Here is a 13,806-nt window from a genome sequence, read left to right as displayed (position 1 = left end):
TGACGAGTCATGGCAAGAAATTTACGGGTTAACTCAACTTCTGCTGCAGTATAATTGCTAGCTCTTCCGCTGAATCCCACACAATAGGACGAATATCCTTAAGCTGTACAAAAAGTTTATCCGCCTCAATACTGTTTACGGTCCATAATACGGGTATGTTTAAACCAAGTGCATATCCCGCTGAAAAATACACCTCTGGGGATTGCCCCGTTAAATCTGCGATAATCAGTTTGCTTTCTGCGATTTGATCCAACTCGTATTTTTCGCCGTTTTGAGTTTTCGTATGTGTTAATAAGCGCGGCAGGAAACCACACTGTTCTATTTTGGGCAATAACTTCTCCAGCCATGTTGTAGACAAATTTTCTTCATCCGACACGAGCACGAGACAAGGTTTTAGTTTTTTACCTCCAGCGCTTTCCGCAGCTTCATTCCAGCCGGTTTCAGTAAGCTTAAAGGTCATGCCTTCCCTGATCAGAAGCTGATCACTAATCAACTTGTCTATGATGTATACCAGCTCTTGCAGATTGGGAGAATACGTCAAGTTATAGCTGCTAGAGAGGGGTTGAATGACAACCGCTTCCCCCGGGCCTTCAGAATGTCTATATAAATATTGCAGTAGACGGTTTCCTTTATCTTCAATGCTCACAGGTATTTTGGGTGAATTTACAATGGACTCTAAATCATCAGCACATATAGTGATCTTTTCATCACAATCAGTCAGCTCACGTATGTAAGCAGATACTACATGAAGCATGTCGCGTTTCTTTTGATGCGGGAGCGAATTAATGGGTTCGTAGCTGTCTCTACGTAGACTATAAAACCCGCCTGGTGAACAAGAACAGCCTATATATCTATCGTTATCGCCTTCTGGTTCAATGGAAACAATCTCATCACAGAACAAACAGTGTTTCTTAATCATGACAACTCTTCACCTCTTATTATGTGTTAGCCTCTACCTTACCAAGATTTTTTTGAAAAGTAGACAAGAAGATATTTCCTGTAGCAGGTTATTCCAAGGCGTAAACGTAATATTTCGAGGCTCGAATGTAGATTTTATTCAATAAAAAACCGACATAATCATCAGCTAAAAAACTGAATCTTAGGTCGGTTAATATAGGCTTGGAGCCGGCATTTAGGATTGAGATAAACCTTCTATAACTTTATCAATATTCCATTTGATCATCTTAATGTATGTGTCGCCCTCTTCGCCTTTCTTAGCTAAAGAATCAGTGAAAATCTTAGAGTGTATCGGTACTCCCGTTTCATTTGCGATAGTTTCCATTGTTTTTGGATTTACGCTAGTTTCCAGAAATAATGCAGGCACTTGATTTTCATCAATGATCTTAATTATGTTTTTCATTTGTTCTGGCGTTCCTTGACTATCCGTATTGATCTCCCAGATAAAAGCTGATTCAAATCCGTAAGCTTTGGAAAAATATTTGAATGCTCCTTCGCTGGTAACAAGGATACGTTTCTCTTGTGGAATTTTTTCGACTGCTTCTTTTGCATATTGATCCAATTCATTCAGTTTCTTCACATATTCCGATTGATTATTAAGATAAAATTCTTTGTTGTCGGGATCTTTTTCGATTACACGTTTTGTGATGATATCTACATATTTTATTGAATTCTGAATATCCAGCCAGGCATGAGGATCTACCTGTGTTTCTTTTCCTTTTTCTGTTAGGTACATTGGAGATACTTCATCTGAGACTGCAAAAGCAACATCCTTTTTATTAGTCACATCTAGAAGATCTTGAAACCACCCCTTACCTGTTTCTAGGTTCAAACCGTTATAAAACACTAAATCTGCGCTAGAAACCTTACTTGTATCCTTGGGTAATGGATCGTACATATGCGGATCTGTTCCGATGGGTACCATACTGTAAACTTCAGCTTTCTCCCCTACAATGTTTTCGGTCATATCAGCGATAATGGAGTACGTTGCAACAATCTGCAGCTTATCATGGTCTGCATCTCCTTCACTAATCTTTGAGCATGCGGTAAGAAGTACGATAAACATTGTCAAAGAGAGTATTTTTATGGTCTTCATCCTTGTTTCAACCCTTTCCTGAAAAAATTATTTTTGGGTGAGATTATAAATGAAATTCCGAACATGCTTACGCCGACCAGAACAATCGTGGCACTTGTAGGTAAATTGAATTTAAAGCTTACAATTACACCTATAATCCCGGATACAGCGCCGATTGTAGAAGCCAGGATAATCATGTGGAACAGCTTATTCGTCCAGAGATAGGATGTAGCAGCCGGAATAACCAGCATTGCAATCACAAGCACAATTCCTACTTGAGATAACGAAGATACGGTAACCACAGATAGGAGCATCATCAATAAATAATGATAGAACCCTGTTTTTAACCCATAGGCTTTGGAAACAACCGGATCAAACGAACTCATTAAAAGCTCTTTATACAGCAATGAAATGATGGCAATAACAACAATCATAATAATAAAGGATTGCATTAACTCCGACTGTGGGACGGCCAGAATATTACCAAACAGAATGTGAGTTAGATCAAGCCCGCTTTTGGCAAAAGTAATTAGGACGATACCTAGCGCAAAAAATGAGCTGAGAATAATGCCGATAGAGGTGTCACTTTTAATATTGCTGCGACTTGTAATAAATTGAATGAGAACTGCTGCTAATAGTCCAAATAGTGAAGCTCCAAGAAGAATGTTGATGCCTAAGATATAAGATAACGCCACCCCGGGTAACACCGCATGTGATAACGCATCTCCCATTAATGACATCTTTCTAAGTACAATAAAGCTTCCTAAAACCCCTGATACAATTCCAAGAATGATAGCAGATAATCCCGCGTTAAGTGCATATATCGGAATGTTTAATACTCCTGAGAAATAATCAATCATGATCTGTCGCCCCCATCCCTTTGATCACCAGATTACCTAAGGAGGCACCATAGGCGCTGAGGATATTCTCTGGCGTAAAGGTGTCTTTAACGTCACCAAAAGCAATTAATTTCTTATTGAGAATGATGACTTTGTCAAAATATTCTTCGACCTCATGCAAATCGTGATGAACGATGAGTATGGTTTTTCCTTCTTCGCGAAGTTGTTTTAGCAGCTTTACAATGATTTTCTCACTGACTAAATCTATGCCTACAAAAGGTTCATCTAAAAAAAATACATTTGCTTGTTGTGCAAGTGCCCTGGCGATAAAAACTCTTTGGAGTTGTCCCCCGGACAGATTACTGATTTGTTTATTCGCAAGATCACTTATATCCACCATCGCCATACATTCCTCGACTCTTTGCCGCTCTGTTTTTCCGGGACGCTGGAAGATTCGCAAATTAGGGTAAGTTCCAGTCAGCACTGTATCCCTTACCGTGATTGGAAAAGAAAGATCAATGTCATTCTTTTGCGGCACATATGCGATCTTCCGTTTGTACTCAGAAATATCTTTTCCCTCCACCATAACTGATCCTGTTCTCTTCTTTATCACCTCTAATAATGACTTGATGAATGTAGATTTTCCCGCACCATTTGGTCCGATAATTCCGATTGTATACCCAAAGGGGATATCAATATTTACATTTTCTAGTGCAGAATTACCGAAATAATCTACGTTTAGGTTTCTGATTTCAATCATAAAAAAACTCCTTATCTCTGTTAAGTTCATATGTAGCACTGTTCTGTTCATCCTGTTAATTTATTTCCCAATAGAAACAATGATTCCTTTGATCCAATTTGTTTCCCTAGGGAAACTTTTATTCTTATATACAATATATTTACCCGAGGGCAATATGTCAACAACATTCCTTAAATCAACAAAAAAAGAACCCATGTGATTTGAGTTCTTTTGCATTATTTCAATATAAAAATCTCATAGTTGCAGTAGTTTTAAACATCTAGGCTGCATCAAATAACCTCCTGTAATACCCTCTGCCTGCAATTGAATCGTATATTCTCCTGCCGTGGGGAAATACAGCTCACCTACTTGAAAGCTTTGAAAATTACTAACCCCATCAGTAGAATGAACTTTAGCTTGTAAAATTTGATCCGCTGCCTTGATGAGGTAGACTCCGCCACCACCATTCTCTCCTTCTTCGCTGCGATATTCGATACTAACCTGAAATCTTACCGGACCTAATGTCCGGACATGCCAAATTGCGGTATCCTCTCTATCCTTCCAGTCCAACAGATTATCATGGTCTTTTTTTCCTGTATCGTAACGGAGGGTTGGACCAACGATCTCACTTTCAAATACCCCTAATTCTTGTAAGGTATCTTCTCCAAATTCCAATAATCGGACTGGATTACCTTCTACAGGTTCTGCACAGACAATTGCGATGACCAGCGGCATGTTGTTAGAATTTTCGGCAAAGTTCGGTAAGCTGGGGAGTTCGACTTCCAGATCCTGCTCAGATAGCTTTGTGAAAATCATCTCCTCCCCTCCATCTAAAGCAAATACCTTTTGAACAGCGGTCTTCAGACCGGGGACGATTAGCTTATTTCTCTTCTTAAGATCGAAAACATGCAGATATAATGTGTTTCCTTTCAGAGTGCATCTGCCCCATGACGGTTTGGCTGTGGGCGATTCTCCAGCACCGTAAATGCTATCCCCATTGGTATTTAACCAATCTCCTACATCAAGCAAAATGGATTCGGATACCGGATCCCATTCCCCTGTTGCTGTTGGGCCGATATTGATTACCAGATTTCCATTTTTACTTACAACATCGATGATCTGACGGATGATAGTTACAGGGGATTTCCAATGGTGATCGGATCTCTTATACCCCCATGAGTCGTTTAACGTAATAATATTCTCCCAGTACTTACCAAGGTTACGAGTCGTAAGTTGATTATCAGATGTATTTGAATAATCTCCAAGTGGTGCTTTCCATACTCTGCTATTGACCAAACATTCTGGCTGAATTGCATGAACCGCCGCCAAAAACGCTTCTCCTTGCTCACGGGTCAGTTTGCCTCCGCAATCAAACCACATTAAACCAACTTTGCCGTAGTCCGTCAGCAGCTCACGGACTTGAGGGATTGATTTGCTGTGCAAATATCGTTCAAAGCGGGTGCGTTTATCGGTATCATTTATCCACGTTTGAACGTCATCGTAAGCGCCGATATTCAGTGGATAATCCCAGGTATTCCCTTGAGAGTCTGGATCGTGCCAATCCATCGCATGAGAGTAGTAAATTCCGAGTACCATTTTTTCCGCACGACATGCCTCCATTAGTTCCCGAAGGGGATCACGGCCCAATGAGGTGTGCTTGACGATCGAATATTCGGATACACTTGAGTCATACATCGCGAAGCCGTCGTGATGTTTAGCTGTAAAGATGATATATTTTAGGCCAGCACGCTTGGCAGTCCGTACCCACTTCATTGCATCAAAAGCTGATGGATTGAACGCTGCGGCCATTTCCACATATTCAGCCACTGGGATCTTCGCGCGTAGCATAATATGCTCACTGTAAGAAGCTTGTATTTCTTTTCCCTTCCATTCACCCGCAGGCAGGGCATAAGGGCCCCAGTGAATAAACAAGCCGAGCCTGGCTTCCTGCCACCATTCCATACGCCGAGCCTGCTCGTTATCTATCGGAGTTTCGACCGACTGTATACTATACGGATCATCGAGAAGGTTTTCTGTTGTTTTTCCGTTCCTTACCATAACTGAAGAACGGCTCCGCGGAGTTTAGATACAGCCTCGACGAAGAAATAATCGCCATATATCAGTGGCGTATCAATGTGCACACCCCCTGGAAGATTGGATGTTCCAGAAAGAATCAAGCCCTCCTCTTCCGGAATGTCCCAAGTCCCATAATTCTCATAAAGTGAGCGAACGATTTGTTCTGCGGCTCGCAGGTAAAAAGAGGCTTCCGCCTGTGGTACGATCTTTGCCAGCTCAATCAAGCCACATGCCGCACATGCACCAGCAGAGGTATCACGCGGCTTTTCGCCTGCATCAGGTGCCCTGAAATCCCAGTGAGGTACATGATCCTCAGGAAGATTAGCTAAGAAGAAGTGCGCAGCTCTTTTAGCTCCCGTTAGAAACTTATTCTCTCCGGTATAGTGAAAAGACAAAGTAAGACCGTAAATCATCCATGCGCTGCCCCGTGCCCAAGCGGATTCTTCCGCATAACCTTGGCCGGCCATAGCGCCGATTTTTTCGCCTGATTCCGGGTTGAACTCCAGAATATGATAACTTGATCCATCCGGACGTAAAAAATGCTCAACTACCGTTTCCGCATGCGCAGCGGCGATATGCCGGAAACGCGGATCCTCTGTAACTTCCGATGCCCAGTATAGTAAGGGCAGATTCATTACTGTATCAATGATGGACCATCCCGCCCGGTTTATCTTCTCCGTGTCATGCCAGGCTCTGATAAATGACCCTTTCAGGTTAAAGCGGCTGGCCAGTTGAGCAGCAGCCATCAACCCGCGCTGCTTGGAGCGTTCATTACCAGTCACTCGGTAATTGGCCAAAGCTGAGAGTGTCCATATAAAACCAGCATCATGATGTACGGTAAGGGCATAAAGAGGTTCATCCAATTTCTCTTCAATTTGCTCGGCGATTTCTTGCAGCGCCGGATGATTACCTTCTGCGGCAATCTGCCACAAAATACCCGGCCAGAACCCTGCTGTCCACCACGATGGACGCATGTTGTCGTATACTCCGCTCACGGAAGCATGCGGAAAACTAACACCAATTCGCTTACTAGTCTTTTCCACTTTATTTACAATTTGTTGCCAAGCGCCATCCGCCCATTCCAGAGTAAACTCCGAAATTACCAGTCCGCGAGTTTGTTGAGTTGGTATTACTTCACTCATTTTAGTTCCTCCTGTAAACACTGATGATATTTATGAAATTTAATTTCTTAAAGCGTTGTCCGTAGTGGAATTACCATATTCCAAGTGTGCTTCGCATTTCGGAACCCTCCCGGTCCATCTGCTACTGCAGCGAATAAATGGGTAGGGACCCCTTCTTGAAATAATAGGAACGGACGTTCAAAGCTGCCCATCCACTGCTCTGTGCCGTCCTCCCAGAGTACCCGCCGGGAATACGATTGCGTTGAATCAGCCAGCTGCCAGTCGGTTCCATCCGGAGATGATGCAAATATCCCACCGTGCTTTTCTCCACATATCCGGCCATCCATATCCTTGGCGATCATTTGGTACCCGTCCGTGGTCCGCCAGATAAATGGATCTTCAATATGAGACCGCTCTGCTGGAAACAGCGGTGCGTTGTTAATTACTCTATATGGCCCTTCGTCCTTAGGTGAACCGGCAATGCCAAGCGTCATCTGTCCATAGGAATTGCCCTCGTATTTGCGGGCTTTATATACCAATAGCAAGGAGCCATCTTGGCGAATACAAGGAGCCGGATTGGATGTGAGGAAGCTGTCGAACCTGCCCGGACGTGTAGGCAGAATAGGTGCGTCCATCCTTGTCCATGGTCCGAATACACTGTCGGCTATAGCTAAGCCAACACGTTTGTTGGCACGAGCGGCAATCACCCGATAGTCGTCAAGTTCCACTGTTTCATTAGGCTGCGGCTCAGCGAATGGATGAGTTGAGCCCATATAATACAACAGATACTTATCACCATAACGAAGGATATGCGGATTATGGGTGCTTCGTCCGTCCCAGTATTCCGCTCCCCTTGCGGGTAGTACGGTTTCTTCGTACGTATAAGGTCCTTCCGCGTTATCGGCAGATGCGCGGACAATTTCTGAGCGGAGTAACCATCCCGGATGCATCGGCAGCCACTTCGGCCAACGGGATGCAAATAAATGAAAACGCCCATCCTCGCCACGCACAGCTGATCCGCACCACACCCACCAATCCTCCATGCGGAACCCTCCGTTCAAAGGAGCAGGCAACATTCGGTTCATCAATGAAAAAGTCATTTTCTACCTCCACGGCTTATTGCTTTACATCTGTTAGTCCATAACGTTTAGCAGCACTGCCATGTAGCCATTCCGCAGCAATATTCAGCGCCTCCTCCCGGCTGATCCAGCCTTCCGCTATTTGACTTTCCAAAAAGCGCGCAAGTATTTTTTTAACGAGCAGCAGCTTGCCATATGTCCATTCGATACAGCGCGCATCCGAGACAATGAGCGAACACTTGAGCGGGGCGAGTGCCTCCAACCGATACTGCATGCTCTGCAAATAGGTACTGGGTCTGAAGTTATACCACCACATCCCACCTACATGAACGTTAGGGAAATTCCATGCAGCCTGCACAATATCCAGGTTATTTAATTCTGAAGCCACCACCAGCTCAAACGGAATGGAATACCGTTCAAACAAACCATACAGTTTAACAATCCGTAGCGGATCGTTAACTGGCGCAGCCGATGTATTACACCATCTGCGTTCGACGCCGAGAAACAGCTGCAAGAACATTCCTCTTACTTGCAGTTCCGAACAGATATGATGAAGGAGCAGCATCATGATTTCATCCGGTTCAGTTACGCTGCTAAGATTGTAAACATCATGAGCATTGGCTTCAAAGGCTGGCAACGTAGTCATGATTCCCGGACAGCCCATCGTCTGATATGAGTGCAACTGCTCGCTAATAAACTTTTTCGCTTGAGTATAAGCCGCTTCCCGGCTGGGATCAGAGGCATCTGCAATATTCTTTGCCAGCTCAGGCAGCCAGGAGTCAATTCGAGGAATCAGTAGAGCATTTTCTCTCATGTGTGCAAAGTTGGCATGCTCCGGACGGTTTACAATAAACCGCTGCACATGCAGGCGGTCAGCTACGTTTTGCGCCCAGCCGGGATCGTTACTTTGCTGTTTAACCGTTATATCCGCTTTGAACACCGACTCTGAATCAGTGATGGAGATACCGTACAAATCTTTCATGATTGCTGTAAAAGCACGATTCATCATCGTATTACGGGAAGCGTGGTAAGCTCTAACAAAAGAGTCAGTCCGTTTCTCTTTCGAAAGTTGGTCCGCATCTGCCGGATATCCTGCTGACTGAAGCTCTTGGTTCAACCAGAAATAATCGGCTATTTCCCAGAAGTCAGCCGCGTTTAGCTTATCGCCGACAAGATGGGTATGTGTATCGATTACAGGCATACGCATGATTTCATCACACAAAGCAGTTTGACTCATCATACTCCCTCCTAACTGGCAGGAAGCCCTTCGAATGAAGAGGCTTCCTGAGAATCTTTCTATTTCCGGCTTTGCTGATTAAGGATTCCCTCATTATTTTTGTAGCGTTCTGTTGCTTCTTTTAAGATTTCTTCGCCGCCCTTTTGCTTATATTCCTCGATGACTTTTGGGAAATCGCTAATCGGTTCTTTGCCATAAATCATTTTGACCATATGGTCTATGATCAGTTTTGGTGCCTGATCGGGACGTTTGGAGGCAAGATCAGGGAACTTGCTGAAAGACTCCAGATCAGGTACAAATCCGATGCCCCCTAAGCCTTCTTTACTCAGAGTTTCATCCAATGCTTTCAAGACATCTTTACCACCCGTAAGCAGCTCAGTTCGTTCGCGGTTGATTGTTCCGTCCCCTACCCAGCGCAGCTGTGTGCGGAATTTCTCTTCATCTTGGGCAGCCTTGTTCTCTGGCAGCTTATAATCAACTTTTCCGTCTTTTACCGTGTAATTCTCGCCTTCAATCCCAAAGCTATAGAAATTACTAGCTTCCGGGGTCTGCATCCATTCAAACATTTGGATAATCCGGGCAGCCTTTTCTTTACTGACTTTATTGTTGATATACAGTGAGGTATTGACCGAACTATACAAGCCGTATCCTTTTTGTCCATGGTCACCGGTTGGCGACGAGATAATATCCACTTTCGCTTCCGGATTGGACGCGGCGATCTGGGTCCGGAAATCCAGGAGATTCTGCGCATTAGCTGTCCAGATCCCTGCATTGCCTGCAGCAATATTTTCACCATACTGTGCCGTTTGGATTGTCGCAAAATCCTTCTGAATGAGGCCTTCGTCATACATCGTTTTGTATACGTTCAGTGCTTTTTCCATATTCTCGGAATTATAAAATTTGGGTACGATCTCTCCATTGTCCTCTGTAAACTGATAGCCAAGCGCGTCATATGCACCAAATGCGATATCTGCATACTTGAAGTTCTCACGCATCTGATAAGGAGCGCTCACACCGAGTTTCTTAAAAGCGCGCAGCACATTCAAGAAATCCTCAATCGTTACAGGTACCAGAAGGCCAGTTTTCTCCAATAAATCAGTTCGGATAAAGGTGGCACGTCGAGATGGATTGCTGAGCCAAGTCGGAATGCCATATATTTTTCCGTCGTAGCTGACTTCATCCCATGCTTCCTGCGGGACAACCTTCATCAGGTTGGGCGCATTCTCCTTCAGCAGATCATCCAGCGGCATAAAAACACCAGCCTGAACCGACCCAGCCATCGATTTATCCGTAGCCCCTCCGACATTTTGAACCACATCCGGGATATCACCGCCGGCAAACATAACAGCCATTTTGGAATCAAAGTCCTTCAAAGGAATTAACTTAATATCTAAATCGACATTCGCCCGTTTCTCCAACTCCTTGACCCACTTATCGGTGTTAATGTCTTTAGAACTTTCCGTGTAAGCGTTTCCGCTTGTGTTTAACGAAATACTAAATTTAAACGGTTTTGTTTCGCCTGCTGCATCGACGTTACCGTCCGATGTTTCATTGCTTCCGCATCCTGCGACGAGACTTGAGACAAGCGCCGTGGATAGGATCAGACTAACCCATTTTTTCATCTGGATAATCCCCCTTATTAGTATAAAAAGGTATTTGGTTTACCTGTACCCATCATAAAGCTGTATCAACAGCACTCCCATGGGGTGGATTATTGTGGGATGTGTTTTTTTGTGATCGGTTGTCGTTATAAAAAAAGACCATCCCAAAAAGTCCGCGGCTCGGACCTCAGGACAGCCTTTTGATCCTCTTTCTCTTCGGCGATTAGCACCTATGCATTAAGTACTTGATGTTCCTTCCTTCCGGAAATCGGCATTCTCATGATCATGCGTGTTCCGCATTCTGGACTGCTTTCTACGTCAACGCCGAATTCTTCTCCGAAGACAAGCTGAATCCGGCGATGAACATTTTGCACACCGATGCCGCCTGGGCTTCCTTTCCCTTCCTCCACATCGGCGAGTCGATTTTCACTCAGTTTGAGGCGAAGTTCTTCAAGCCGCTCCGGGGTCATCCCGCTGCCATTATCCGTAATGCTGACCCAGAAGATATCGCCATCCTCTCCAGCATCAATCGTAATCGTGTGATAATCTTCAACACCATAACGAAAGGCGTGCTGGAACACATTTTCCACAAGTGGCTGTAAGGTCAAGCGAACCATTTTGCGCAGAAGCATTTCAGGCTTTATCCGCACATCGATTTCAAACGGCCTTCCGATCCGGTGATTGATAATGACCATATAATGGATGACATGCTTCAGCTCATTTGCTACGGTTATCTCTTCAAGATTGGTGCGCACCGAATAATGCAGCATGTAGGACAGGGCTCCGACAATTTCTGATATTTCATCTGAATCCTGAATTACTGCATAGCAGACCACCGTTTCGAGCGTATTGTATAAAAAATGAGGGTTGATCTGCAGTTGTAAGGATTGGAATTCGGCCTTCTGCCGCTCAGCTTCCATTTCCTTGTTCTTCAGTTCTGACTGATACACGGTGTCCACAAGCTCTGACAAGCGGGTTACCATCAGATTGTAACGAACGATAAGCCCAGTGACCTCATCCTGGCTTTTCGGAAGGGAGATTAATTCCCAATTTCCTTTTTCGGTCTGGCTCATTCCTTTCATCAGTATACGGATGGGTGTAGTAACGGACTTACCAAATCGGCTTGCCAGAAACAGCGCTATCATAAATGTCAAAATCGCGACAACAATAATATAATTCCGGATGGTAATTAGCGGCTTTTGCAGCTGAGTGTCTGGGATGGATACAACCAGATGCCAACCGGAATATTCCGCATTACGGCTGATATAAGATTTTTCCACGCCCTCTGCCGAACTGCGGAACATCGCCTTTCCTGCTTGCTCAATTTGCTTGCCAAGACTATCGGGAATCAACGTCCCTACTTTGTTTTGATCGTTATGATATTGAATCCTGCCTTCGCCATCTACAATAAAAAAATAGCTTTCGGGACCAAGATCGATTCCTTTCCATAACGTAGAGAGCTCCTCCGCTTTGACTTCGATGCCTACGAATCCTTTCATCTCTGGTGACTGAAGACCGCGAATGCTGCGGATTAAGGTCAACATCGGCGTTTGATCCCCACGGATACTGTAATTGATTACATTCAACTGTCCACTGACATCTGTATGTTCTTTGAAATACCGGATCTGTCTAGCGGTGTCTTCCTGTGTAAAAGATGGCGCTGAACCGCCATTATAATAATAAAGCGCATTCCCGGAATACCCGATAATATATAGGGCTTCAATCTCGGGATTGCGAATCCATACAGGTTCAACAATAGCATCGCGAATATCGGTCGTGTAGCGGTAATTTTCATATTCCTCACGATCTGCTGATAGATCAATATATCTTTTAACTCTCAAATCCGTTAGTAGCGCCACGGTGGACCGTTGATAGGATGAAATATAGAGATTGGTATGATGAACTGCATTATTTACGATCTGAATCATTTGGTTTTCAGTGCTTGACTGCAATTGCTTGGCAGAAATGCTGTAAAAGGAAATCCCCAGCGCTGACAGGGAAAGTAAGATGACAATGGTAAAATAAAATAGCAGCTTCCGGCTGAGGGTTGCTCTCATTATTCAATGCCAAACGAAGCACGGTATTCCGAAGGTGACACACCCACGAGATTTTTAAATGTCTTCGTAAAATGAGGATAATCCTCGTAACCTACATGAATCGAGATGTCACTGATTGTCATGGTGGGTACGGCAAGAAGTCTGCGCGCTTCCTCCATTCGTCTCCGGATCCGATAGTGTACGAAGGTTTCCCCCGTCATTTTTTTGAATAATGCGCTGAAGTAGGTGCGGGCAAGTCCCACCCGTTTGGCTACTTCTTCTAACGACACATCCTCAGCCAGATGTTTATCAATGAAAGCTTTTGCTTCTTCAACCGGGTCCTTATAGTTGCCTTTGCGAGTAAGCTGCAGCTCCGCAAGTATACCGTTTATTATCGCGACAAATGCTAACATCGTTTCTTTTTTCGTATTGGCGGCTTTTACCCCTCCACAGCACCGGGACGGAGGCTTCCAGCCTCGGCGTTCCAAGCGATCTACGATCATTTGCAGACAATCACTCAGCACTGCATCCATGCTAAAGACGTTCAATCCTTCAAATAAACCCGATGTTTCTCTTTCATCAAGCAGACGGTTTGTCTCATCACGTTGCAGCAGCCAGATGTGTTGTTCCAGCTGTTCGGCCCAATCCACGTATTTATGAACAGGAATAATGCTGCCTGTCATGCCGGATATCAGTTCTCTCAGCATATCATGCACATCCTGCTGGAGAACCGGCTTCAGTAAATACCGTTTAACGCCATAGGCCATTGCTCGTTGTGCATATTGAAAGTCATTGTACCCGGAAATGACTGCCACCTGGACATGACTGTAATCACGGTGAATTCGTTCACATAAATCAAGGCCATCCATCCGCTTCATGCGCAAATCTGTCAGCACTAAATGCGGTTCTAGCTTTTGGATAGTTTCTAAGGCTGCTTCGCCGTCGTCGGCTGTATAAATCGCGGTGAATGAGACCGGATAACGCTGGACCATCTTCACCAATCCTTTTTGAATGACAGGCTCATCTTCTACAATCAATACTCGCAC

11 protein-coding genes are annotated in these 13,806 nt (G+C 44.4%); all 11 read right to left on the bottom strand.

Annotated elements, in window-relative coordinates:
- Positions 1-28 precede the first annotated feature (28 nt).
- The 11 genes from NYE58_RS18110 to NYE58_RS18060 all read right to left on the bottom strand — a co-directional run bounded on the left by NYE58_RS18110 (position 29) and on the right by NYE58_RS18060 (position 13,806).
- Positions 29-919 (bottom strand): hypothetical protein, encoded by an 891-nt coding sequence (locus NYE58_RS18110; RefSeq protein WP_339174258.1) that lies wholly within the window; start codon positions 917-919, stop codon positions 29-31.
- Positions 920-1,132: 213 nt separating this feature from the next.
- Positions 1,133-2,053, bottom strand: coding sequence for a metal ABC transporter substrate-binding protein (locus NYE58_RS18105; RefSeq protein WP_036677864.1), 921 nt, complete (start codon positions 2,051-2,053; stop codon positions 1,133-1,135).
- Positions 2,050-2,892: a metal ABC transporter permease gene (locus tag NYE58_RS18100; RefSeq protein ID WP_036677866.1), complete on the bottom strand. Its 843-nt coding sequence runs from the start codon at positions 2,890-2,892 to the stop codon at positions 2,050-2,052. Before NYE58_RS18100 ends, NYE58_RS18105 begins: the two co-directional genes overlap by 4 nt.
- Positions 2,885-3,628, bottom strand: coding sequence for a metal ABC transporter ATP-binding protein (locus NYE58_RS18095; protein ID WP_280753002.1), 744 nt, complete (start codon positions 3,626-3,628; stop codon positions 2,885-2,887). Before NYE58_RS18095 ends, NYE58_RS18100 begins: the two co-directional genes overlap by 8 nt.
- Positions 3,629-3,865: 237 nt before the next feature.
- Positions 3,866-5,668 carry an alpha-L-fucosidase gene (locus NYE58_RS18090; RefSeq protein WP_341002551.1) on the bottom strand — a complete coding sequence of 601 codons (1,803 nt, stop codon included), beginning with the start codon at positions 5,666-5,668 and terminating at the stop codon, positions 3,866-3,868.
- Positions 5,662-6,828 (bottom strand): glycoside hydrolase family 88 protein, encoded by a 1,167-nt coding sequence (locus tag NYE58_RS18085; protein WP_341002550.1) that lies wholly within the window; start codon positions 6,826-6,828, stop codon positions 5,662-5,664. The genes NYE58_RS18090 and NYE58_RS18085 overlap by 7 nt, the downstream gene beginning before the upstream one ends.
- Before the next feature lie 47 nt (positions 6,829-6,875).
- Positions 6,876-7,907 (bottom strand): glycoside hydrolase family protein, encoded by a 1,032-nt coding sequence (locus NYE58_RS18080; protein ID WP_341002549.1) that lies wholly within the window; start codon positions 7,905-7,907, stop codon positions 6,876-6,878.
- 16 nt (positions 7,908-7,923) lie between these two features.
- The gene (locus tag NYE58_RS18075; RefSeq protein WP_341002548.1) at positions 7,924-9,123 is read right to left on the bottom strand and encodes a glucuronate isomerase; all 1,200 of its coding nucleotides are present in this window, start codon (positions 9,121-9,123) and stop codon (positions 7,924-7,926) included.
- A gap of 59 nt (positions 9,124-9,182) precedes the next feature.
- Positions 9,183-10,745, bottom strand: coding sequence for an extracellular solute-binding protein (locus NYE58_RS18070; RefSeq protein WP_341002547.1), 1,563 nt, complete (start codon positions 10,743-10,745; stop codon positions 9,183-9,185).
- 209 nt (positions 10,746-10,954) lie between these two features.
- A complete protein-coding gene (locus tag NYE58_RS18065; RefSeq protein WP_341002545.1) occupies positions 10,955-12,781 on the bottom strand; it encodes a cache domain-containing sensor histidine kinase in 1,827 nt (608 codons plus the stop codon).
- Positions 12,781-13,806, bottom strand: a complete 1,026-nt coding sequence (locus NYE58_RS18060; protein WP_341002544.1) for a response regulator transcription factor — start codon at positions 13,804-13,806, stop codon at positions 12,781-12,783. The genes NYE58_RS18065 and NYE58_RS18060 overlap by 1 nt, the downstream gene beginning before the upstream one ends.

The organism is Paenibacillus sp. FSL L8-0708 (assembly GCF_038009325.1).
Taxonomy (GTDB): domain Bacteria; phylum Bacillota; class Bacilli; order Paenibacillales; family Paenibacillaceae; genus Paenibacillus_AQ; species Paenibacillus_AQ odorifer.
The sequence above is the reverse complement of the archived record's forward strand: the minus strand, read 5'-3'. Positions and strand labels throughout refer to the sequence as shown.

Excerpts from the sequence above, each read along its gene's own strand:
- NYE58_RS18075 (WP_341002548.1), bottom strand. The coding sequence starts at position 9,123 with ATGAGTCAAACTGCTTTGTGTGATGAAATCATGCGTATGCCTGTAATC.
- NYE58_RS18070 (WP_341002547.1), bottom strand. The coding sequence starts at position 10,745 with ATGAAAAAATGGGTTAGTCTGATCCTATCCACGGCGCTTGTCTCAAGT.
- NYE58_RS18065 (WP_341002545.1), bottom strand. The coding sequence starts at position 12,781 with ATGAGAGCAACCCTCAGCCGGAAGCTGCTATTTTATTTTACCATTGTC.
- NYE58_RS18085 (WP_341002550.1), bottom strand. The coding sequence starts at position 6,828 with ATGAGTGAAGTAATACCAACTCAACAAACTCGCGGACTGGTAATTTCG.
- NYE58_RS18080 (WP_341002549.1), bottom strand. The coding sequence starts at position 7,907 with ATGACTTTTTCATTGATGAACCGAATGTTGCCTGCTCCTTTGAACGGA.
- NYE58_RS18090 (WP_341002551.1), bottom strand. The coding sequence starts at position 5,668 with ATGGTAAGGAACGGAAAAACAACAGAAAACCTTCTCGATGATCCGTAT.
- NYE58_RS18105 (WP_036677864.1), bottom strand. The coding sequence starts at position 2,053 with ATGAAGACCATAAAAATACTCTCTTTGACAATGTTTATCGTACTTCTT.
- NYE58_RS18110 (WP_339174258.1), bottom strand. The coding sequence starts at position 919 with ATGATTAAGAAACACTGTTTGTTCTGTGATGAGATTGTTTCCATTGAA.
- NYE58_RS18100 (WP_036677866.1), bottom strand. The coding sequence starts at position 2,892 with ATGATTGATTATTTCTCAGGAGTATTAAACATTCCGATATATGCACTT.